The sequence below is a fragment of the Marinibaculum pumilum genome, assembly GCF_042646425.1.
Lineage (GTDB): Bacteria > Pseudomonadota > Alphaproteobacteria > Ferrovibrionales > Ferrovibrionaceae > Marinibaculum > Marinibaculum pumilum.
Genome location: NZ_JBHRTR010000044.1, coordinates 1 through 21408 on the forward strand (window position 1 = coordinate 1; position 21408 = coordinate 21408).

The following is a 21408-nucleotide window of genomic DNA, read 5'->3' on the forward strand; positions in this document are numbered from 1 at the left end:
CCCCCTGCTCCGCGCGAACTCGGGGTTCAGGACGGGGCCTGAACCCGCCTGACACAGGCGGGGGAAGGCCTCCGGCCTTGGATCTGAGAGCCAATGGAGGGGCAGACGATGGGCAAGCGGTATTCGCGGAAGCGGGACAATGGCGACCGTCAGGACGTTTACGAGCGCGTGACGGCAACAATCGTGGCGCAGTTGGAAAAGGGTGTCCGGCCCTGGTGCAAGCCTTGGTCGGGCGGCCACGTCGCGGGGCCGATCCATCGCCCGTTGCGTTCTTGCGGTACCCCCTATCGCGGCATCAACGTGCTGATGCTTTGGGTTATGGCCGAAGTGCAGGGATACACCGCGCCGATCTGGATGACCTACAAGCAGGCCCAGGCCCTGGGCGGACAGGTCCGGAAGGGCGAGAAGTCGGCCCTTGTGACCTTTTCCAGCACCATCGAGAAGGAAGGCGAAGGCGACGAGGCCGGCGGGGACGAAGGCCAGACGATCCGGTTCCGCAAGGGATATTCCGTCTTCAACGTCGAGCAGATCGACGGCTTGCCGCCGCACTACTACGCCACCCATGACAGCGCGCCGAACCCCGACGCGCCGATTGCCGAAGCGGAGGCGTTCTTTGCCGCCATCGGTGCCAACATCCGGCATGGCGGGTTGAGGGCGTTTTTCTCGCCCGGTCTGGATCATATCCAGATGCCACCGTTCGAGGCATTCGACGGCGCAGCCTCCTACTACGAGACCGTCGCCCATGAGGCCGTTCACTGGACTGGCCATAACAGCCGGCTTGATCGGGAGATGCCCGGCGAGACCCGGGAGGAGCGGTATGCCAACGAGGAGCTTGTTGCCGAGATCGGCGCCGCCTTCCTCGCAGCCGAGCTCGGGCTTGCCATCGAACCGCGCGAGGATCATGCCGCCTATATCGCGAACTGGCTGCAGGCCCTGAAGAACGACAAGCGGCTGATCTTCAAGGCCGCGGCCGCGGCCCAGAAGGCGGCCGACTACCTCATCGAGGCAGCCGCCAGGAACCAGCCGGCCGAGGCCGAAGGGGAGGGGGAGCGGGCCGCCGCATAGGCGGCCCCATCCCCGGAGGCCCAGACATGCCGAGACTTCTCAATCCCTTCCGCCGCCGGCGGATCTTCGCGGTCGTGGTGTGGCGCAGCGACACCGGAACCATGACCGAGACCGTCATAGAGGCCGCCGACGCGGCGACCGCCCGCGACCTTGGCGAGCACCAGCTATTGGGTTGCGACCCGGCCGCGTTCTCGCCGGGGTATGAGGTGACCGTCATCGAAACGGTCCGCGGGGGGCCGAGGCCATGAGCCGGCGGCCGCCCGACCGGATGATTCTGTCGCTTGCCTGGGGCAATCCCTATACCGACCCGCCGCCGGGCATCGCGACCTTTGGCGACCGGCACCGCACCAGGTGGAGCGTGACCCTTCTGGAGCGGTCCGCCGAGGCGGAGATCCGCAGCCAGATGCCGGACAACGTCCCGGGCGACGGCTGGAGCCATTGCATCACCTTCCAGCCGACGGCGCCGCCGGTGCGATGGTCGGCCGAAGCGAAAGGAAGGGTGCGCCGGCAGAACCTCCGCCGGCGCCTGGAGCGACGGTTCCCCCTGTTGGTCGACCAGCTCTACGAGGCCGCGATCGCCGAGCGGCCGGACTACTATCGCGGCGAGGCGGTCTAGCTTCCGCCGGTCCCGCCGGCCGCCGGAGCTATCGCTTCGCTCGTCTCACAGACCCTGCGGCCTGCTCGACCGCTGGCCTGTGCGCGCGCCTCGCTGGCCGGGCCCGACGCCCCGGCCAGCCTCTCCCTATGCCACCACAGCGCGAAACCTTAACGCTCCGGGATCTCCCTTCCGATCCGGGCTTCGCCCCCTTTAAGAGCGCTCTTCCGGTGAACCCCGGAGCCACGCAGGGGTCGTCCAGGGACGGCCCGCGGAGCGGTCCAGGGCGGCCGCTTCGCGGCCGGCGCGCTTGCGCGCGCACCCTGGACGGCGAGCAGGACGGACCTAGACCCCGACACGCACGGCTCTGGTGGTGAACCCTGGTGAGCGCCCGGGTGAACGGCCCCCAGCTGAGCGTCCGCGAAGCGGTGCGGGGGCCGAGAGGGCGGAGCCCTCGGGGGAAAGAGCTGATCGGCGGCCTTTGGCCGACCCTCAACGGCTTGATCGCTCTAAGGGCTAGCGTCAGAGGCTGCGGCCGGTCGGAAGGGACTTCGTCGGCCAGACGGCAGATCCAGCAGACTGACTAACTTCCAGGACTAGGCGATCACGTAATTCGCCTATCAGGCGGTTTATCGCGTGTATTGCGCGCAACCGCAAACACCTACAAACTTAACTTCGCGGCGAGTCGGAGCCGATAGGCGGAGATTCGTTGCACGGCTGGACCGCGCCCTTGCGTGTCGAATCCGCGGTTACATGCGGTTCGCACGCGAAATGTTGCGGTAAATAGGGTGCAGGCCACACTATACGGCGTTCGCCATACGATCCAGACCGATCGTGCGGCGCCAAATAGGGGAGCAGAAATAGCGGGTAGGTAGAAACGGAAAAGCCCCGCGGCGGCAACCGCGGGGCTTTTCGGGAACCCTAGGAAAGTCAGGACCCAGATCTGATGTCCTGACTATCCCACAGCATCATCCGGTGACGCAAGCGGAAAAGGACATTTTTCGCAACGGGTCGGGCTGTGCGCGGTTCCCGCCGACACGAGGGAATCTGATGACGCACGACACGGCCCGACAATCGTCGGGATTCCGAACGGTTTCGCGCATGTCGATCGCCACCGAGGCGGCGGCCGAGCGCTTCGCCGGCACCACGGAACAGCGGCTCGCCCGCATCCTGGCTGCCTTCAAGAGGGCTGCACCGCATATCGGCATCTCTGCCCATCTGCGGGAAACAATCGACCTCTTGTGGAGCTGGACCCAACCGCAGGACTGGCGGGATGGCGCCCGGCCTATCGTCTGGCCATCCAATGCCTGCCTGTGCCACGAGCTCGGCATCACGGACAGACAGGTCCGGAACCGGCTTCGGGCACTGGAGCGCCTCGGTCTCATCGCAGCGGTGGAGAGCCCGACCGGCCGGCGCTATGGGCGCCGGGGCGCTGACGGACAGATCCTCTTTGCCTACGGCTTCGACCTGTCCCCGCTCGCCGCCAGGCGCGCTGAGTTCGAGGCTGTGGCGGAGGCCGCGACGGCCCAGCGCGAGGCCCGCGCCGCCTTCCGGCGGCGACTGACCATCGCCCGGAAGGCGGTCGCGCAGATCCTGGATGCGGCCATGGAAGCGGAACTGCCGGAAGCGGCCACCTGGTCCGACATCGAGCGTCGCGCCGGTGCGGTCGGCGTTCCGGAATCCGATGCCGAGCTGCAATGCGCTGTCGCGGCCCTGGAGGCGTTGCAGGTCGAGGCGGCCGCCGCCTTCGAAGCTGCATGTGCGGTGGCTGAGCGCCAGCGCGAGGCGGATGCTTTTCCCGGTGATATTACCGGCGCGGAGGAAATCAATTTCCGCCACATACAACTACAACCCCACCACCCATCGCATAGCGATACCAGTAGCCCAAAGGCACAGGACCGGCAGGGCGGCCGTAGCGGTTCCGGCTCCGGCAGGCACCCAAGCCGGGAGCGGCAGAGCGGCGGCACCGACCGGGACGAGCGGCGACCCGTCAGCCCGCAGCTGCTCGCTTTCGCGGTACCGGAACTGATCGCCGAAGGCGTCAGCGCCAGCAAAGCCGACTGGCGCGAGATCGTCGGAGCGGCGGACCGGTTGAGACACGGTCTCGGGATCAGCCAGGACGCCTGGGGCAGGGCATGCCTCGTCATGGGCCGGGAACGGGCGGCCGCCGCGGTCGCCGTGATCGTGTCCAAGCGGTCGGACATTCGATCACCAGGCGGCTATCTCCGTGGCATGGTGGCAAAGGCCGAGCGCGGCGAACTCGATCTTGCTGCCAGCATCTACCAGGCGCGCGATCGCCGGCAGGCGGAACCGACCGAACGGTCGGATCCGCCGCCCCGCTGGCAGGGTCGGAAGCCACAGGTTCCGCCGATGTCGTGACGCCGGGTTTCGTTTCCTGACGGACTGGACCTATCATCATGGGCGCAAAATATTCCCGGAGGGGATGTGTCCGAAGACGCACGAGTCGCCCGCCATGTCGCGGCACGGTTGAGATTGGGTCGAATCCTGCGAGACCTGAGACAATCCGACCTCGCCGAGCGGGTCGGTGTCCTGCCGCAGCAGATCCACAAGTACGAGTCCGGCCTGAGCCGCATCACCATCGAGAGGCTTCATGCTCTCTCCGATGCTCTCGGCGTGCCGATTGGCTTCTTCTTCGAGGGATTGCACGACGCCGACGGCGCGGCCAGAGCGGCTTTCTCCGAACTGGAAACCATGGTCCCGGAGGACACAAGCGCAGTCGAGACGACCCTGCTCTATCAGGAAATGCAGGATCTTTGCCGCGCCTTCAGCCGGATCCCGGTGCCGGAAGTGCGCCAGCAGATCATCTCGCTGGCAAAGACCCTATCGGACGACCTCCCGCCGCCTGCGCCGAAAGGTTCCGGTCCGGCAGAGCCGGTTCATAAGGAAGAGGCGGAGGCGGGAACGAGCTGAGCTGGCGGGCCAGGTTGGCCGTCGTGCCTAGCGGCGCGCAGCCCGATAGTCCCAAGGCGCCGTGAAGAGGCCGCTCCAGATTCCAGCTCGATCGACCTGAGCGGCGCGCTCGTCGTCCACGTAGGCCAGGGAGTATCGCCGATAGGCGAGGGCCCACCCGCTCCGGACCAGCCAGGCCCCGAGATCCCCGGCGCCGGCGGAACAGGTCGCGATGAACCGACCATATCGGTCCCGCGACTGAGGCTCGCACCGCACCAAGCTTGTCCCAATCTCGCGATCGAGGGCCTGCGCGGCACGGCGGCCACATGGCCAGGCTTCGCCGGCCATGGTTTCGCAATGCTGGGAGGATTCCGGCGCGTCGATCCCGCTCAGTCGGATGCGTTCGCCATGGATTTCCAAGGTGTCGCCGTCGATCACGCTGGCGCGGCCGGCGAGGACAGGGAGATCGGTGCCGGTGATCGCCGCCGGGCTCCACAGGGCCAGGATCAGGATCCAGATTCCACAGGTTGGCGCCGCTCGCACTGTGCCCCCATGTTCCCGCTATGTACCGAGCTCGTCGAGCAAGCCGCCGGTCCGTCTCACGCCGGACCTTGGTCGCCCGGACCCATCTCCACACGATCGACGTCCCCGTGCCGCGCGATGGCTTCGGGCACGCGATCGACGCCTACTACAGCTGGTGCGATGCGCACTTGCCGCCGGGCAGCTGGGCCGCCTTCAACCATAGCACCCAAGAACCGGGAACCGCTCCCCAGGACCATCTCCGGTTCTTCTTCCTGGAGCCCGGTCAGGCGAGAGTGTTCGCCGCTCGCTTCGACCTTCCCCGCACCCTCGATGCCACAGCCGGACCCGCCTGAATAGCGTCGGGCGGCTGACCGATCGGGCGTCGACTGGTGGCCGCGGGCATCGGCGTCACGCCGGCACTGCGGCACCTGCGTATAGGCGCTGGCCGGCCGATTTCCGACCCTGTCCCAATGCCGGTGGTGGCTGGCCAAGCCTCGTTTCCTGCTGTCCATCCTTCAAAGCGGGCTGTCCAGGCGCATCGCCTGGCGGCCCGTGCCCGGGCGGTGAAGGGGCACTGTGCCTGATCACCGCGAAAGTCGCAGAAATCCTTGGGTCTGTGATTCGACGTGAGGTATCCTCCGAGGGACCTAAGTGAGGCAGGTACGGGATTTCGTATACGAAATCCCCGACGAAGGCGCCAAAACCTCCGGTTTCCGCGCCTTCGTCCCTGCGCTCCGCGGGACCGGCCTGCGGCCGGGCAGGGGCTATGGCCCCAGGATCCAAGGCGGCCGAACGGCGGCCGAGAACGGAGAGGCGGCGAGGGGCAATGGCGTCCGGTCTACCGAAGGTGACGGTCAGCGTCCGGCTCGATCCGGCGATTGCCGACGAGCTGCCGCGCGACAAGAAGGGCCGTGCCGCATTCCTTCGGAACGCGATCAGCGCAGCCGTCACCGAGCGTCGTGTCCCAGCCCCTGAAGAGATCGAGCAGCTCCGGCGTCTGGTTCGCGAGCTCCGGCCGATCGGCCAGAACATCAACCAGGTCGTGCATTCCCTGCATTTCGCCCGCCAGGAAGGCCGCGACGTCGAGGTGTCGCCGCAGCTGCAAAAGCTGGTGGACGAGGCCCTGGACCAGGTCGCGGCCGCCCGGCGTGTCGTCGGCTTCTGGGAAGGCCGCGGGTCATGACCGCGCCCAGCCGCGAGGCGGTAGTGAAGGTTGTCGGCTTCGGGAAATCGGCCCGGGCGGCGATCGCCACCGCCCGCTATGTCGCTGACGGTTCGGAGCATGTCCCGCCGGGGACATTGCTCCGGGATTCCGAAGGCCGTCACCACACTCCGGAAGCGGCCGCCGAACGGCTCAACCTGATGCCGGACGAGGAGAACCTGTCGCCGGCAGCCCGGGCGCTGCCCGAGCATCTCCGGCGCGGCCTGCCGGAGCAGGAGCGGCTCCGAAACCGGCAGACCGGTCATTTCGTGCTCAGCTTTCCGAAAGACGTTCGGGTCGATCCGCTCGTCGCCGAGCTGATCGCGCAGGACTTCATCGCGCCGTGGGCCGATGACAGCTATCCGGCCTTCTACGTCCCGCACCTGCGTCAGGGGAGGGGGAAGGTCTCCGGCCCGGACCACATCCACATCGTGCTCGGCATGAAATCGTCGGATCCCGGCAAAGGCCGGCTGCAGATCCAGACGCGGGATATCCTGGAGATGCGTCGCCGCTTCGCCCGCGTCGCGGCCCGCCACGGCATCGAAATGACCGCCACACGGCGGATCGACCGGCCGGAATTGCAGGCCGAGATCGTCGCCGGCGCGGAGCCGGTGCGCGCGCCCAACCGCTTCGAGCCGAAACGCCGCGGCCGATTGCCCAAGCCCCAGCTTCTGGAGCGCCAGGCCCCGGTTTGGTACGCCCGGCACGGGCCGGGCTGGGAGGCCATGCGGGCAGGGGACGATCCAACGGCGATCGCACCGCCGGCGACGGTGTCACTGCCGGCCCCGTCCAAGCGCGCCCTCCAGGGTCTGGACTCATGGGCGGCAGCCCGGTTTTCCGCCGACAGCCGAGAGCTGGCCGCCCGCCGGTTCCTTGAAATGGCGGCCGAGGCGCATCGCACCGCATTCTGGTACGCCAACAACCGGCCCGAAGTCTTCGGCACACCGATCGAGGGCGCCGCCGCACTGAAACTCACTGGCGGCGACGTGCCCTTGTCGAAGACCTGGCGCGGGAAGGCCGCCGCGGTCCTGCAGTCCGCGGAGAGTCCCCAGCATCGCGGCCGCCGGCTCAGCCGGGCGCGCGAGCTCAAGGCCGTCGGGGACAGGACCGTGCGAGCCAGGTCGGCGGCGGCGGCCAAGGCCTGGATCCGCGATCGCACCACGGCACACGACAAGCGCGTCCCGGCCGATCTCGCCTTGGCCCTCCAACAGGTCCCGGCGTGGGTGGAGCGCTTCGGCCTGCCGCCTACCGGCGAGACGCCGCTCCTTCCGGCTCTGCCGGCCCTGCCGAAGAAGGCCGATCAGAGCCTGGAGGCCTGGATGCGCGCGACTTTTGCAAAGGCGCATCGCCCGCTTGCCCGCGAGCGATGGCTCGCCATGTATGCCGAGCGACCGGAAACGGCCCTCGACGTCGCCGCGCAATATCCCGAGCTCTTCGGCGCCCTGCGCCCCGACAGCAAGCCGGGGTCGGCGGCGCAGCGTCTCGAAAAGCTGGATCTCGACGATGCGGGGAGGGCGGCGATCCGCGCCGCTGTCGCTGAAAGCCAGGCCCAGGCGCCCCTTACCGAACGCCGGCAGGCCCTGGAGCTCCTGGACGATCTTGTGCGCGAGCGCACCGTGGTCAGCGACACCCTGCTGGCCGCGGAGCTGGTGGAGCGATCAGGGTCCCGGGATGCGGCTGTCGACGCCATGCGCGCGATCCTCTTCGACCCGGATACCGTCACCGTGGCCGAGGATCCGGAGAGTGGCGAGCGCCAGTTGAGCACCCGGGCGGTGGTCCAGGCCGAAGCCCGTCTCTTGGAGACGGCGGCGCGCATGGCAGCCGACCGGCACGGAGCGGTCGGCCGACTGCGCGCCGGCGCCGTCCTTCGGCGGTACAAACGCGAGTTCAAGAAGCGCACAGGCGCCGATCTCACCGATCAGCAGACGGCCGCAGTGCTGCACGCCACGACCGGCACCCGGCTCGCTGTCGTGACCGGCGCCGCCGGCGCCGGCAAGTCGACTGCGTTCGAAGCGGCGCGCCACGTCTGGCAGCGCGATGGCCGCCAGGTGCTCGGTGCGGCGCCCTCGGGGATTGCCGCCCAGGCGCTTGCCGAGACAGGCATCCAGGCGACGACCCTGCATCGCCTGGAACAGCGGCTCACAGCAGAATCTGCCTTTGCAGAGCTCAGGCGAACCGGCCGGCTGGACGCGACCACCCGCGAAAGCCTAGCCCATGGCGCCCGCTTCGCGGCCGAAAAGCAGAGTGAGCCGGGCAAGCGGGCGGTCTGGATGGCGCGCGCTTCCGCCATCGAGAACGCCGAGAAGGTCCGGGTCCTCGATCGCCGGACACGCGACTGGATTGCCAAACAGACCGAGCGCCGGACGAAAGACGCCGTCGGTGCCCGCTCCGTCGTGGTGATCGACGAGGCCGGGATGGTCGGGCATGAACAGCTCGATCGTGTCCTGCACCGGCTGGACGCGGTTGGCGCCAAGGTCGTCCTGGCCGGCGACCCAGAGCAGCTTCAGCCGATCGCCGCCGGCGGCGCCCTGCGGGCGGTTCAAAAGGAAGCGCCACCGAGCCGGCTGACCCAGGTGCGTCGCCAGCGCGAGGCATGGCAGCAGGAGGCAAGTGCCCGCCTGGCGTCCGGCTCCGCCGACGCTGCCCGGGAAGCGTTCAAAGCCTATGGCAGTCGCGGGTACTTCCGGACCGGCATCGAGGGCTATGACCGCGATGCGCAGATCAAGGAGGCGGAACAGTCGCTCGGCCGGAAGCTCTCGATTCACGAACAGACCCTTCTTCGAAATGTCCTGGACTATGTCTCCGACCGCCAGGTTGCCGGCCGAGCGTTTGCCGAAGGCGACAGGGAGAAGGGTGTTGAAGCGCTTCACCAGCGCGCCGAGGCCGCATTGCGCATCGGTGCGGATCTCGCAGCACACAAGCCCTGGATCGACCGCCTCGGCGTCGATGGTGTTGAACTGGCGCTGCATGTGGTCGAAGCCAGAGAAGAGCCACGGCGCAGCGTCGATCATGCGGTCGGCGAACTCGTCCAGCGCTTCGAGCTCGACCGACAGGAGCGGGACGTGCGGCTCAGGCTCGATCCCACTGCCGGTGCCCGGGCCCAGCTTATCGACGATCACAAGACCATCCTTGCGGAAGATCCGGATCAGCGCCTTCTGATCCTCGCCTATACCAACAAGGATGTGGGCCGCCTCAATGCCGACGCGCGTGAGTCCATGCGAGAGCTCGGGCTTCTGACCAGTGCCGACCGGGTCATACGCCGCGAGGACGGCGAGGTTCGTGTTGCCACCGGCGACAGGATCCTCATCACCTCCAACCTCTATGGCGGTGAACCGCGGCAGCTGCTCGCCGCCAATGGTGCGATCGGAACCGTCACGGCCATCGGCCCCGCCAAGTCCGGCAGCCCGATCGAGCTGCGGCTCGACAACGGGGCCAATGTCACACTCAGCCCCTCATTCCAGGGCTGGCAGCACGGCTATGCGGCGACCGTCCACAAGAGTCAGGGTGCGACGGTCGACCGGACGTTCATTCTCGATCACAGCCGTTTCGACCGGCATCTTGCAACCGTCGCACTGACCCGCCACCGAGACGGTGCCCACGTCTATGCCGCCGCGGCCTATGCGGCGACACCGGACGGCCTCGCCCTCCGCTGGAGCGAGGCAAGAAGCAAGACAACGGTGGCCGATCATGCGCCGCCCGCCACCGTCCTTGGCCGTCAGGCCGATCCGGCTCAACGTGCCGCTGTCCTGGATACCGCGCAGGTTCAAGACCGTCTGTTCCCTTCATTGCTGGAACAGGCCATGGATGGACCAGTCCCCCAGGCCGAGGCCTCAGCAGCGCGCAGCCCAGAGCTGCGCCGTCAGGACACCCACAAGGATCAACAACCGGCTGCACCGCAAGGTCAAAAGCCTGCAGATCCGGATGCTCAGCTCTCACCGCTCGCCGAGGTGGCGCGGCGGCTCCAGGCCAGCAAAGCAGCTGCCGACCAGAAGAAGACGATCCAGGAAAGCCTCCGACAGGCGCGGGAGGCACTCGCCACGACAGAAGCCGCGCTTCAGACCGCACGCCATGACGAGCGGGACCTGCAGCGGAGCCTGGAGCAGGTCTATCGGGACCCGCAGGAGGCCGCAGCCCGGATCCGCAAAGCGGTCGAAGGGCGGGGTCTGACAGCAGCTATCCGTGACCTTGAAACCCGGCCGGAGGAATTTGGGCGGCTGCATGGCACGGGCGTCGGTCCCCTGCGCAGCCAGGCCAGGCGGAGCGCCCAGCAGGCAGCCGGCAAGGCCGCCGCCCGTCTGATAGCGGCGACCGAGGCTCGTCGGACTGTAGACGCCCAGGCGCCGGAACATGCGACCCACCAGAAGACGGTCACGGATCTGCAGGCCCGCCTCGCAGGCCTGCGCTCCCCGGACGGCCCCACCCAGGCCGAGATACGTCGCGCGATCAGGGCCACCAGGTCCACCGATCGGAGAGCCTTGTCGGCCGAGGACCGACAGGTGCTTGCCGATGAACTCCGGCGCCAACGGGCCGCCGCCCAGCCGACAGCCATCCGGCAAGGCCGAGGACGAGGCGGCCGCGGGCGGTAATCCCCGCTCGCCCCGTCCTTGGCGCCTCGCTACTCGTGGATCGACCGCCCCGGGATATCGGCCAGGGATTTCGTGAAGGCCCGGGTTTCCGCATCGAGCTCCGCCCAGCTCTCGACCAGGTCCTCCGGGTGAAAATGATCGACACTGTCGACCAGGTCGCAGGGGAGCCATATCCCTCTGACCGCCAGCTCTAGGGCCAGGTCCCGGGTTTCAGTCCAGCCGGCCTTCCGGAGGTCGGCATCGCTGATGTCTGACAGCGGCTTCCCGCTCTCGCATACCGCCAACGCCAGTGCGCCACGCACTGCTTCACTGCCTTTGATTCTCGCCATCCCACGGCACCTCGCTTCCGCAACGGGCTGTGACCGACCTTGTCCGTCTGCCCTCTGGTTGTCGGCGGGGTTCAGGCCCCGTCCTGAACCCGCGAGTGCGCGCGGAGCGGAGGGTAGCAAGCGGAGGGAGGATTCGACGGCGGGCGCAGGGAGCGGAGCGACTGAGCCTCGGGAGACCGTCGAATCCTTCCGAAGCGCGCGAGGGCGGAGCCCTTAGCAGGGAGTTCGATGACCGGCCGGATGATGAGGAAGTGATCGAACGCCAGGGGCGGACCGGTCTCCTACAAACGTCGGTTTGTGGGAGAGATCGAACACCGGGACCGAGTTCGGCATCCGTTCTCGGCCGAAACTCATACGTTTTCTGTACGGTAAAATAGCACCCGCTGTTTCAGGAAGGGGTTGCGCGATGTCCCGAAACTCCTTCTCCGACGGGATGCTGGATACTCGCAAAAGCTCGTTTCGAGACATACCGGACCCCAGCGACAGAGCTCGTCGGTTGGGCAAGTTCGGGGTTGTCAGATCAGGAGGGAGAAGCTGCCCAACTCGGCGGCCGTGGCGACCAGGCCCTGCCGGGTGAGGATGTCCAGGTATTCCTCAGCGCTATAGGGAGGGTTCTTCAGCCGCGCCCGGACCTTTCGGATGGCCGAACAGAACAAACCAGGTGCCAGGCTCAGCTGATTGGCCAGGAATTCGTCCGGGTGAACGGCCTCAATGCCGAACGGTGCAACGGTCTCCGACGGAAAATCCCTGAGGTTCTGCGTGACGATGGCGTCGCACCGGCCCGTGATCGCGGCTGCCAGCACGTGGCGGTCGTCGGGGTCGGGCAGGGCAAGGGAAGGCACCAGAGTTTGGTATCCGGTGACCAGGCAGTCCCGCACGTTTCGGTCCATCAGCGACCTTGTGCGCTCCAGCAGGGCCCAGTCCCTATGCGGCTCCTCACGGAGCAGGGCATTCATCCACTCCCGGTGGATGTCATCGCTCCATTTCGCCTTGAACAGATCGGAGACGGCGAGCTGCAGAAGCAGGTCGCGCATCGGGGCCGGGTAGAGCACATTGGCATCGAGCAGGACCGTGTAGCGGCTCACCGCTTGTCGTAGCCCATATCGTTCGCCTGGGCCTCTGCAGCGAGCTGGTCCAGCACGGCCTCGCGATCGGCATCGATCGCCGCCTTGTAGGCCATGACGTCTTCCATGCGGATCCGGCGGTGCTTTCCGACCTTGCGGCAGGGGATCTTCTGCTCCTCGAGGAGCTTGATCAGGAAGGGCCGCGAGACGTTGAGCACTTCGGCCGCCTGGACGGTGGTCAGCTCGGCATTCTCCGGAATCAGCGTAACGCCTCGACCGGCCGCCATCGCTTCCAGGATATCCATGAGCAGCTGCACCGCGCCTGCAGGGAGCTCTATGGGCTCTGCCTGATCGGTATCGGTCACGCGCAGCCGCAAGGGATCCTTCCGCCGCACATAGCGGGACAGAACCTGCCCTGAGGCCCGGGCGATTGCAGCATCCTGGGCAGAAGGGGCAAGCTCGCGATGCGCCAGCATGTTCATGTTCAGAGCCTCATCTACGGATGGAGCCTATATAGGCTTCAAATGCAATATATGCAATAAGTGCAACCACCGCTTTGTTCTCGCCTGCCAGTCTTGTGCGATGGAAGCAGAGGCCGGGCCGCAAGGTGCATGACGGCCGGGAATGCCAGGTTGCAGAGGGGCGACGGCACATCTGGCAGAGGACAAAGGGCCGGAGCGACTGGGAGGGGGGGGAGAGTATGCCGGGAAATGGCTCGGATTGGTGGAGGTGGGCTCGAACAACCGATGAGCCGCTGTTAGGACTGACCCGATGACGCCCTCGGAGTTCGTCGAGAAGTGGCGGGACGCCAAGGACGAGCGCGCGGCCTCGCAGCCGCATTTCGTGGACCTGTGCCGGCTGATCGACGAGGCCGATCCGCAGACGGCCGACCCCCAGCGCAGCTGGTTCTGCTTCGAGAAGGGGGCAGGCAAGGCTGGCGGCGGCCAGGGATGGGCCGATGTCTGGCGGCGTGGCGCCTTCGGCTGGGAATATAAGAGCCGCGGCCGCGACCTCGACGATGCCTATATGCAGCTGCTGCGGTACTCCGGGGCACTGGAGAACCCGCCGCTGCTGATCGTCTGCGATTTCCAGCGATATCGGGTTCACACCAATTGGACCAACACCGTCCAGCAGGTCCATGAGTTCCACCATGAAGAGCTGCTGGACGCGCGCGTCCGAGACCTCCTCAAATCCGCCTTTGCGGATCCGGAGCGGCTGAAGCCGGCGAAGACACGCCAGAAACTGACCGAGGAAGCCGCCAGGCTGTTCGCCGGCATCGCGCTTCGCCTGCGGCAGCGCGGCCATCCGCCCGACCAGGTCGCCCACTTCGTCAACCGGCTCGTCTTCTGCATGTTCGCCGAGGATGTCCAGCTGCTGCCGGGCAAGCTGTTTCAGAAGGCCCTGGAGCGGTCCGCCAAGGAGCCCGAGCGCGCGGATCGCTACCTGGCGCAGCTCTTCGCGGCCATGAAGGATGGCGGCGAGTTCGGGCTGGAGGACGTGCCCTGGTTCAACGGCGGCCTCTTCGACGATGACCGGACCTTGCCCCTGGAGAAGCAGGACCTGTCCGAGGTGCTTGCCGCGGCGCGGCTCGACTGGGCGGATGTCGACCCGTCCATCTTCGGCACGCTTTTCGAGCGCGGCCTGGACCCGGACAAGCGGTCGCAGCTGGGCGCCCACTATACCGACCGGGAGAAGATCATGATGATCGTCGAGCCGGTCATCGTGGAGCCGCTGGCCCGGGAATGGGACAGCGCCAAGGCAGAGATCGAGAAGGATGTCGCCGCCGCGGCCGAAGCCCGCAAGGAGGCGTCCCGGACGCGCGCTGCGGCCAAGGCCGGCGCCATGACGCGCCGGGCGAACACGGCGCTGGAGCGCGCGCGCCGGCGAAAGGCCGAATACATCGAGAGGCTGCGGAACTTCCGGGTCCTGGACCCGGCCTGCGGCTCCGGTAACTTTCTCTATGTGGCCCTGCTGGCGCTAAAGGACCTGGAGCATCGGGCCAATCTGGAGGCTGCGGATCTTTTCGAGGAGCCGGTATCGTTCCCGACAGTGGGGCCGGAGGCGGTGAAGGGGATCGAGCTCAATCCCTACGCAGCGGAGCTAGCCAGGGTTTCGGTCTGGATCGGCGAGATCCAGTGGATGCGGCGAAACGGCTTCGATGCCGCGCGCAATCCGATCCTTCGTCCGCTGAACACGATCGAATGCCGCGATGCGGTGTTGAATGACGACGGGACTCCGGCCGACTGGCCGGCGGCGGATGTCGCTGTCGGAAACCCGCCATTCCTCGGCAACAAGAAGATGCTTGGAGAGCTAGGCGAGGACTACACCCTTTCCCTCCGTGGGGCTTGGCCAGCAGTCCCGCAAGGGGCTGACTTGGTCGCATATTGGTTCGCGGCGGCATGGCACGCAATTCAGGCTAAATCACTATTGAAAGCAGGTCTCGTCGCCACGAACTCCATCCGAGGTGGCGCCAACCGAGAAGTGCTGAAACCGATAGTCGAAGCAGGGAAGATATTTTGTGCTTGGGCCGATGAAGAGTGGACGGTAGAAGGCGCAGCCGTTCGTGTTTCCATCGTCTGCTTCGACGCGGGCGGGCAATGTTCCGCAATACCCACCATCAATGGAGAAAATGTAGGGCGAATATATTCGGACCTGACGGGTGGAGTGGACTTAACTTCTGCCTTACGTCTTTCCCAGAACATCGGCGTTTCTTTTATTGGGACACAGCAGAATGGACCCTTCACGATAGCGGGAGATATTGCCCGAGAATGGCTGCAATTGCCGATGAATCCGAATGGAAGCAAGAATAGCGAAGTCGTTCGCCCATGGTCGAACGGACTTGATTTGACCCGCAGGCCGTCCGACCGTTGGATTGTCGACTTTGGTGTCGACTTGCCTCTCCGGGAGGCGTCCGTCTTCGAAGCACCTTTCGCCCATATAGAATCTAACGTGAAGCCTATGCGCGATAAGGTACGGCGAGAAGCGCGACGCAAGTTTTGGTGGCGACTTGGCGAAGCGATGCCACGGCTTCGGCATGCATTGGGCTCTTACGAGCGTTATATTGCGACGCCGCGGGTGGCGAAGTATCGACTGTTTACCTGGCTTGATCGAGCTGTCTTGCCGGATTGTCAGCTCGTAGTAATTGCGAGAGACGATGACACTACGTTCGGTATACTGCATTCGCGCTTTCATGAGATCTGGGCATTGCGGTTGGGGTCGTCGTTGGAAGATCGCCCGCGCTACACCCCTTCCACCACCTTCGAGACTTTCCCGTTCCCGGAGGGTCTAACGCCGAACATTGCCGCTGCTGACTATGCTTCTGACCAGCGTGCGAAGGACATTGCCACTGCCGCTGCGCAGCTGAACGATTTGCGCCAGAACTGGCTGAATCCACCTGACTTGGTCGACCGGGTGCCCGAAGTGGTGCCGGGTTATCCTGATCGGGTCCTGCCGAAGAATGCGAATGCTGAGGCTCTGCTCAAAAAGCGGACACTTACTAATCTGTACAACGATCGCCCGACATGGCTCGACCATGCGCACCAGGCATTGGATGAGGCCGTTGCGGAGGCCTATGGCTGGGGTGGTGACTGGCGCGACGGCGCACTCAGCGACGACGAGATCCTGGCCCGGCTTTTCCGGCTGAACCAGGAAAGAGCCTGAACGCTGGCGATGGCTGACCGGCTGGCCCGCAATCACAGAAGGAGCACCCGGCGGCAGCGGGAGCGGGAACGGACCCAGTGGGAAATCAGCGGGGCCGAGGAGCATCTGCGGCGGGCGAGGACGGCGGCCAGAGATGGCTGGGATGGCACCGCAGTCGACGAGTTCCGGTCGGCGCTGGGCCATGCGGAACGCGCCTGGTGCCGGACCAACCTGCGGCGCGGGAAGGCTGCTCATGACATGCACCGGGCCGCCGTCCTGGAAAAGGCGCCGGAGGAGCTGGCATCGCTGGTCAGGCGGGCGTTCTACGACCTGACCCACTATGAGCAGTTCGTCTGCCGGATCGAGGCATTCCCACCAGTCGTGGAGCTGGCGGAGCAGGCGGTCCGCATGCTGCTGCATGGAGCGCAACATCCGCCGCGGAACAAGAGGCGCTTCCCCGCACGCTGGCTACGCAAGGCGGTACTTCCAAAGCCCCGCCTGAGGTCCGGCGATTGGGTCGCGGCCGGCAGATTCCGACCTGGCCAGGTCGTTTCCATCGAGGACCGGCAGCCGCATCTGATGCACCTCTCCTATGGTGATGAAGAGGAGACCGGGTTTCCGCCGCATGCAAGGCGGTGGGCCAAGGTGAAGCCGCCCAGGAAGCTACCGAGCCTGAAGGATGTGTTCGAGGAAGGCGGCTGGATCCGGCACGCGGAACATGGCTTCGGGCGCATCGCGATCCTGCGGCACACGAGCTTGGAGGTCGCCTTCCACGACAGGCGCCGCCGGCTGGTACCCTCTCCATACCTTGAGGGGATCGTCCGCGTGGCGGGGCCCGATCCGGTCGATACCAGGCCGGTCTCCGAATGGATCCGGATCGGCGATTGGGTGCGGGTCGATCCCTGGGGGGAGGGCGTCGTTCTCGCCTGCTACCGCACGGAGGTGGATCGCGAAGAGAGAGACTGCCTGGCAATTCTTGTGGGCGACCAGGTCGAGAGCCTGGCGATCGGGCCTCTGAAACCTCTCGTCTGGTCGGTGAACCGCCCGGCGCTCGACATGGCAGCGCCTTGGAATGCGCGCGCTCTATGGTTCTGGCTGCAGGACGGGGCCCGACATGGACGGCCGGTCTGTCGCTGCTGCGGCTATCCAGTGCTGGGAACGGACTTCGACGAGGGCCTGGAGCCGTTGCTCTGTCTGATTTGCGGTTGGTTCGACGATGGCATGGACGAAGCGGAGGCCTCTCGGGTGAGGGAAGGCGACAAGTTCGAGTGGATTCCGAACGCCGGATATTCACTGACGGAAGCACGGGCGAGCTTCCTCGACCACGGCCACGTCTTTCCCCTTGATACGCCATCGGCTGAACGGATGGCGGATCCGGCGACAGAGCGTCTGGCGCTTCGCGAGGCACTGGACAGCCTCAAGCATCGAGACGCAGAGGAGGACGTCATGGCAACCTGGAATGAGATCTGGCGTATGGCTCGAAGGGTTTCGGTGACCCTCCGCGGGATCGGAGGCTAGGGCAACGACGATGGCGCGGAAGAAGGTCAAAGTGCCGAAGCCGCATGGGCCGGTGCAATTCCGGCTCATTTCCTGGACTGATCGGGACGACGGCCTGGTTACCTGGGATCCTCAGCAGCGGCAGTTGCGAGGAGCGGGTGTCGGTGCAGAGATGCTGCGTCGGACAATGGCCAAAGCTGCCGAGCATGGCTGTCTCGACACACCGGCGGGGCCGATCAAGGTTCGCGATCCCTATTCCGATCTCAGTGGGCTCGTGGATTGTATCGGTGAGCATTGGAAGGTCCCCGCCCACCTGGTGCCGTTCGGCAGACGGAGGCGGCCGCGGCGCGAGCGGAGCTTCCCGCCGGGTCTTCAAATCCTCTACTGACAAGATATCCCAGCGGCACGGGCTCTCAGAAACGAGGGTTTTTCGGAGACGATCCGCGGAGGTCCGATGGAGGTCGTTCGGGCCCCGTTCGGTATCTCAAAACTGTCTCCTGAAACTAGATCTCCGAAAACATTCTCCCTTGATGGGTTTTGAGAGGTGCGTTACGTTACGTTACGTAACAACGGCATCTCGGCCGGAAGCTCAGTCCGAGGGGGTATGCAAATGGCACTGTCGAACGCAGAGCGGCAAAGGCGCTACCGGCAGCGTCTGAAGGCGCGCGCCGCCACGGCTGTTAGATCATCGCCGCGCGGCGAGTACACCAGCGACCACAGCCGCGCTCGGGGTCTTATCCTCTCAATGCACAGCCGGCTATCAATCGTGCAGCGCCAGCTCATGGAGGCCTTGGCGCGCATTGAGAGCGCATCGGATCCTACCGACGGCGCCACGGACGTCATCGCCGACCTTCGGCGGGTTCTGGCTGAGGCCGAGGCCTGGCGGGCGATCAGATAGACGTCGGAGGAGGTGACATGCTTGTAGGCTATGCCCGCGTCTCGACCCAGGATCAGGATCCTGCCCTGCAACTCGATGCGCTCAACCTCGCCGGTTGTGAGCAGGTCTATGTCGAGAAGGCGTCCGGGGCTCAGCGGGAGCGCCCGCAACTCCAGGCGGCTCTGGGCTACATGCGCGGCGGCGACACCCTCGTCGTCTGGCGCCTTGATCGTCTCGCGCGCTCCATCAAGCAGCTGATTGAGACGGTGGAGGACCTGGAGGGCAGGGGGATCGGATTCCGGTCCATCACCGAAGCGATCGACACCACCACCTCCGGTGGCCGCCTGGTCTTCCACATCTTTGCGGCCTTGGCCGAGTTCGAGCGGGCCATCATTCGCGATCGGACCAGTGCGGGCCTGGCCGCAGCGCGGTCGCGTGGTCGGCGCGGCGGACGACCTCCTGCGCTGTCGGCCGAGGACCTGGTGCAGGCCAGGGCGTTGCTGCGCGACGAGAATATCCCGGTCGAGAAGGTGGCGGAGCGCTTCGGCGTGGCGCCCTCCACGCTGTATCGTCATCTTCGAGGCGGGCGCAGCGGCGTGCTTGCGGAACCGGCCACATCCGGTAGTTGACTGGCGGCGTTTATGGTATTAATTTGTTAGTTAGTTTGTTATTTATGATCATACATCCCCCACAAACTAATGGACAAACCCCATGGCACGCCCCGTTGAGTTCACCGAGGATCGGATCCGCGCCAAGATCGATGAGATGGCCGCGGCCGGGACACCACTCACCGCGTTCGCCATCCGCCGCGCACTAGGCGGCGGCAATATGAGCCGGATTGCCGGTGTCCTCGCGGACTGGGAAGCGAACACGACCCCGGCGGTGGCTGAAGCGGAACCCATCGAGCTGCCGGCCGAGCTGCAGGCCGAGGTCGATACCCGCATGGCCGAGCTGTCGACCGGGCTGTCCAGTACGATCGCCCGCATCCATCGTAGAGCTACCGAGATCGCCGAGAGCCGCGTCACAGAAGCGGTGAAGGCCGCCCGGTCGGCTGCCACCAAGGCCGAAGCCGAGCTCGCCGACGCCCGCGCGGTCCTGGCCGAGAGCGACAGCCAGGTCGAAGGGCTGCAAACCGAGTTGGCCAAGGTCCAGGACCAATTAACCGAAGCGAAATCCCGGCTGGCGGCGATGACCGAGCGGGCAGAGTCTGCGGAGCGGGAGCGGGATGAGCAGACCCGCAAGCTGGAGCAGGTCACGAAGGACGTGGAGAGCTACAAGGAGCGCGCGGTGGCGGCCGAGGCGAAGGCCCAACAGAGCGAGGCCGATCGCAAGGAGCTGCGCAAGTACCTGGATTCGAAGTTCGCGCAGCTGAAGAAATGACCGTCGGGGCGGCGCGCTTCGCGCGCTGCGGCTATCCGGCGACCTCCAGGCTGGCGCCGGCGTCGGCTGCACCTGGACAGGCCCGGGTGCCGCAGCGATAAGGGAAGCCCCTGGCTTCCGCGAGGCTCAAACCATGTGCGGCCGCTTCACCCAGATCTACAGCTGGGCGGAAGTGCATGAGCAGTACAACCTCATCCTTCCGGACCCGATCCCGAATCTGGAACCTCGCTACAATGTCGCGCCGACTCAGCGGATTGACATCGTCGTCCAGGAGGAGGGCGGCCGCGCCCTGGCGCGCGCCCGTTGGGGCCTGGTGCCGTTCTTCTGGAAGAAGAGCCTGAAGGAGGCGGCCAGGCTCTCGACCTTCAACGCCAAGTCCGAGGAGGCCGCCGCTAAGCCGTTTTTCAGGGCGGCCATGAAGGCGCGGCGCTGCATCGTGCCGGCGAGCGGCTTCTACGAGTGGCGGACCGAGGACGGCCAGAAGCAGCCGTATTACATCACGGCCGCCGGCGGCGAGATCCTGAGCTTTGCCGGCCTGTGGGAAACCTGGAAGGATCCAGAGACAGAGGAGCGGCTGGTGTCGGCGACCATCCTGACGACGGCGGCCAATGCCACGATGCAGGAGCTGCATCACCGCATGCCGGTGATCCTGAAGGCCGACCAGGTCGACGGCTGGCTGGTCGACGGCGATCAGGAGCTGCTGGTGCCCTGCGATCCGCAGATGATCGAGTTCCGGCGGGTTTCTCGGAAGGTGAACAATGTGCGCAACCAGCGGGCCGATTTATTGAATTCTGAATAGGCTACGAGATCCTCTTACTTGAGACCGTAGTAACGCAGAGCAGCCTCCTGTAAAACAGCCGTAGCAACTGCCACGCCGATCTTCCACGTACCATTGGCAGCCTTACTGATGTTTCTGCCGAGCCATTCTGTCGCTCGCGTGCCGAAGGGACGTTCAATTTCTTGTGGGCCATCGTCTGCTAAGGCTCTCAAGAAATCTCGTGCATCCTCCTCGGCGATCCCCATGCGGGCAAGTTCGTGAACAACTGCATCACCGTCACCTCGTGCGATGCTGACGTGCATGTTGTTGACACTGCCGGTGTTCGTGACCCCACTGTAGTTACCGTAAATGGTTTGGTTAACAATGTGCGTCACTGCCTCAGAATCCTTCGGCATCTCGGGCACTGGGGCCCCAAGCGCAACCGATATAGAATCAGGTACAGACTTTTCCAGTTCGATTGTTAACTCGAGTATTCGGCTGCGCACTGTTGCTCTAATTGCTTCTACTGCTGCGGGCGAAATGCGCCCCTCTACTGCGTTACATGCATACCCTTCGTACATTTTTCCTTGGAGAAGCAATATGAGATCGGACGCGTCGATTCGGAGATGTACGTTATCCTCCTTGGTGCTTGCCATGAGCGCGTCAATTGCGGCGATGCTCTGCCGCATCTCCCAGTGGATCCAACGTGAACCACAGTGCTTATCGATCAAATACGAGGGGATAGGGGCGTTTTTGATACCGGATCCAAAAGGTCCCGACCAAGTGCTTGTGTAGCTGACCCGGAGTGCGCGGTAATTCGGGACGGGGACATCTTTGGGATATCCATCGGTCTCGTACTTGACCCAGTCCTCTAGTGGATGACTGCCGAGGCGGGCAGCCAGGAATCGCAGCTTTAGGAGTATGCCGCTGACTGCGGTATCAGCATCCAGTACCGAAGCTTGTATCTCGTGCAGCAGGCCCATACG

19 protein-coding genes are annotated in these 21408 nt (G+C 65.5%); 14 read left to right on the forward strand and 5 right to left on the reverse strand.

The features are described from left to right. The first annotated feature begins 93 nt into the window (after positions 1-93). From ACFOGJ_RS24035 to ACFOGJ_RS24055, 5 genes are all read left to right on the forward strand, one after another. Entirely contained in the window at positions 94-1065 is a 972-nt protein-coding gene (locus ACFOGJ_RS24035; protein WP_379905426.1) for an ArdC family protein, read from the forward strand. A 26-nt stretch (positions 1066-1091) separates the two neighbouring features. After that, entirely contained in the window at positions 1092-1313 is a 222-nt protein-coding gene (locus ACFOGJ_RS24040; RefSeq protein ID WP_379905428.1) for a hypothetical protein, read from the forward strand. After that, entirely contained in the window at positions 1310-1681 is a 372-nt protein-coding gene (locus tag ACFOGJ_RS24045; RefSeq protein ID WP_379905429.1) for a hypothetical protein, read from the forward strand. The genes ACFOGJ_RS24040 and ACFOGJ_RS24045 overlap by 4 nt, the downstream gene beginning before the upstream one ends. A gap of 1029 nt (positions 1682-2710) precedes the next feature. After that, positions 2711-4039 (forward strand): plasmid replication protein RepC, encoded by a 1329-nt coding sequence (repC, locus tag ACFOGJ_RS24050; protein WP_379905431.1) that lies wholly within the window; start codon positions 2711-2713, stop codon positions 4037-4039. Positions 4040-4105: 66 nt separating this feature from the next. Continuing rightward, positions 4106-4591, forward strand: coding sequence for a helix-turn-helix domain-containing protein (locus tag ACFOGJ_RS24055; protein ID WP_379905433.1), 486 nt, complete (start codon positions 4106-4108; stop codon positions 4589-4591). Positions 4592-4618: 27 nt separating this feature from the next. On the opposite strand, the gene ACFOGJ_RS24060 is transcribed toward ACFOGJ_RS24055, so the two are convergent. Next, complete coding sequence (locus ACFOGJ_RS24060; protein ID WP_379905435.1) at positions 4619-5113, reverse strand: thermonuclease family protein; 495 nt, start codon at positions 5111-5113, stop codon at positions 4619-4621. Positions 5114-5939: 826 nt separating this feature from the next. Between ACFOGJ_RS24060 and ACFOGJ_RS24065 the strand changes: the two genes are divergently transcribed. Beyond that, positions 5940-6275, forward strand: coding sequence for a hypothetical protein (locus ACFOGJ_RS24065; RefSeq protein WP_379905437.1), 336 nt, complete (start codon positions 5940-5942; stop codon positions 6273-6275). Continuing rightward, positions 6272-10879, forward strand: a complete 4608-nt coding sequence (locus ACFOGJ_RS24070; RefSeq protein WP_379905439.1) for an AAA family ATPase — start codon at positions 6272-6274, stop codon at positions 10877-10879. The genes ACFOGJ_RS24065 and ACFOGJ_RS24070 overlap by 4 nt, the downstream gene beginning before the upstream one ends. 29 nt (positions 10880-10908) lie before the next feature. Here ACFOGJ_RS24070 and ACFOGJ_RS24075 read toward each other — a convergent pair whose 3' ends face one another. The 3 genes from ACFOGJ_RS24075 to ACFOGJ_RS24085 form a co-directional block, all read right to left on the reverse strand. Next, on the reverse strand, positions 10909-11208 hold the full coding sequence (locus ACFOGJ_RS24075) for a hypothetical protein (RefSeq protein WP_379905441.1): 300 nt from the start codon (positions 11206-11208) through the stop codon (positions 10909-10911). Positions 11209-11723: 515 nt separating this feature from the next. Further along, the gene (locus ACFOGJ_RS24080; protein ID WP_379905443.1) at positions 11724-12293 is read right to left on the reverse strand and encodes a PIN domain-containing protein; all 570 of its coding nucleotides are present in this window, start codon (positions 12291-12293) and stop codon (positions 11724-11726) included. After that, entirely contained in the window at positions 12290-12754 is a 465-nt protein-coding gene (locus ACFOGJ_RS24085) for an excisionase family DNA-binding protein (protein ID WP_379905445.1), read from the reverse strand. Before ACFOGJ_RS24085 ends, ACFOGJ_RS24080 begins: the two co-directional genes overlap by 4 nt. A gap of 289 nt (positions 12755-13043) precedes the next feature. On the opposite strand from ACFOGJ_RS24085, the gene ACFOGJ_RS24090 reads away from it, so the two are divergent. From ACFOGJ_RS24090 to ACFOGJ_RS24120, 7 genes are all read left to right on the forward strand, one after another. Next, positions 13044-15932 carry a class I SAM-dependent DNA methyltransferase gene (locus ACFOGJ_RS24090; protein ID WP_379905447.1) on the forward strand — a complete coding sequence of 963 codons (2889 nt, stop codon included), beginning with the start codon at positions 13044-13046 and terminating at the stop codon, positions 15930-15932. Positions 15933-15941: 9 nt separating this feature from the next. Next, a complete protein-coding gene (locus ACFOGJ_RS24095) occupies positions 15942-17429 on the forward strand; it encodes a CPCC family cysteine-rich protein (RefSeq protein ID WP_379905449.1) in 1488 nt (495 codons plus the stop codon). Positions 17430-17439: 10 nt separating this feature from the next. Next, entirely contained in the window at positions 17440-17796 is a 357-nt protein-coding gene (locus ACFOGJ_RS24100) for a hypothetical protein (RefSeq protein ID WP_379905451.1), read from the forward strand. 222 nt (positions 17797-18018) lie between these two features. Continuing rightward, positions 18019-18306: a hypothetical protein gene (locus ACFOGJ_RS24105; RefSeq protein ID WP_379905453.1), complete on the forward strand. Its 288-nt coding sequence runs from the start codon at positions 18019-18021 to the stop codon at positions 18304-18306. A gap of 17 nt (positions 18307-18323) precedes the next feature. Beyond that, positions 18324-18914: a recombinase family protein gene (locus ACFOGJ_RS24110; protein WP_379905454.1), complete on the forward strand. Its 591-nt coding sequence runs from the start codon at positions 18324-18326 to the stop codon at positions 18912-18914. Positions 18915-18996: 82 nt separating this feature from the next. After that, positions 18997-19665, forward strand: coding sequence for a DNA-binding protein (locus ACFOGJ_RS24115; RefSeq protein WP_379905456.1), 669 nt, complete (start codon positions 18997-18999; stop codon positions 19663-19665). Positions 19666-19798: 133 nt separating this feature from the next. Next, positions 19799-20464 (forward strand): SOS response-associated peptidase, encoded by a 666-nt coding sequence (locus ACFOGJ_RS24120; protein ID WP_379905458.1) that lies wholly within the window; start codon positions 19799-19801, stop codon positions 20462-20464. Positions 20465-20478: 14 nt separating this feature from the next. On the opposite strand, the gene ACFOGJ_RS24125 is transcribed toward ACFOGJ_RS24120, so the two are convergent. After that, entirely contained in the window at positions 20479-21405 is a 927-nt protein-coding gene (locus ACFOGJ_RS24125; protein WP_379905460.1) for an AbiTii domain-containing protein, read from the reverse strand. Positions 21406-21408: the final 3 nt, after the last annotated feature.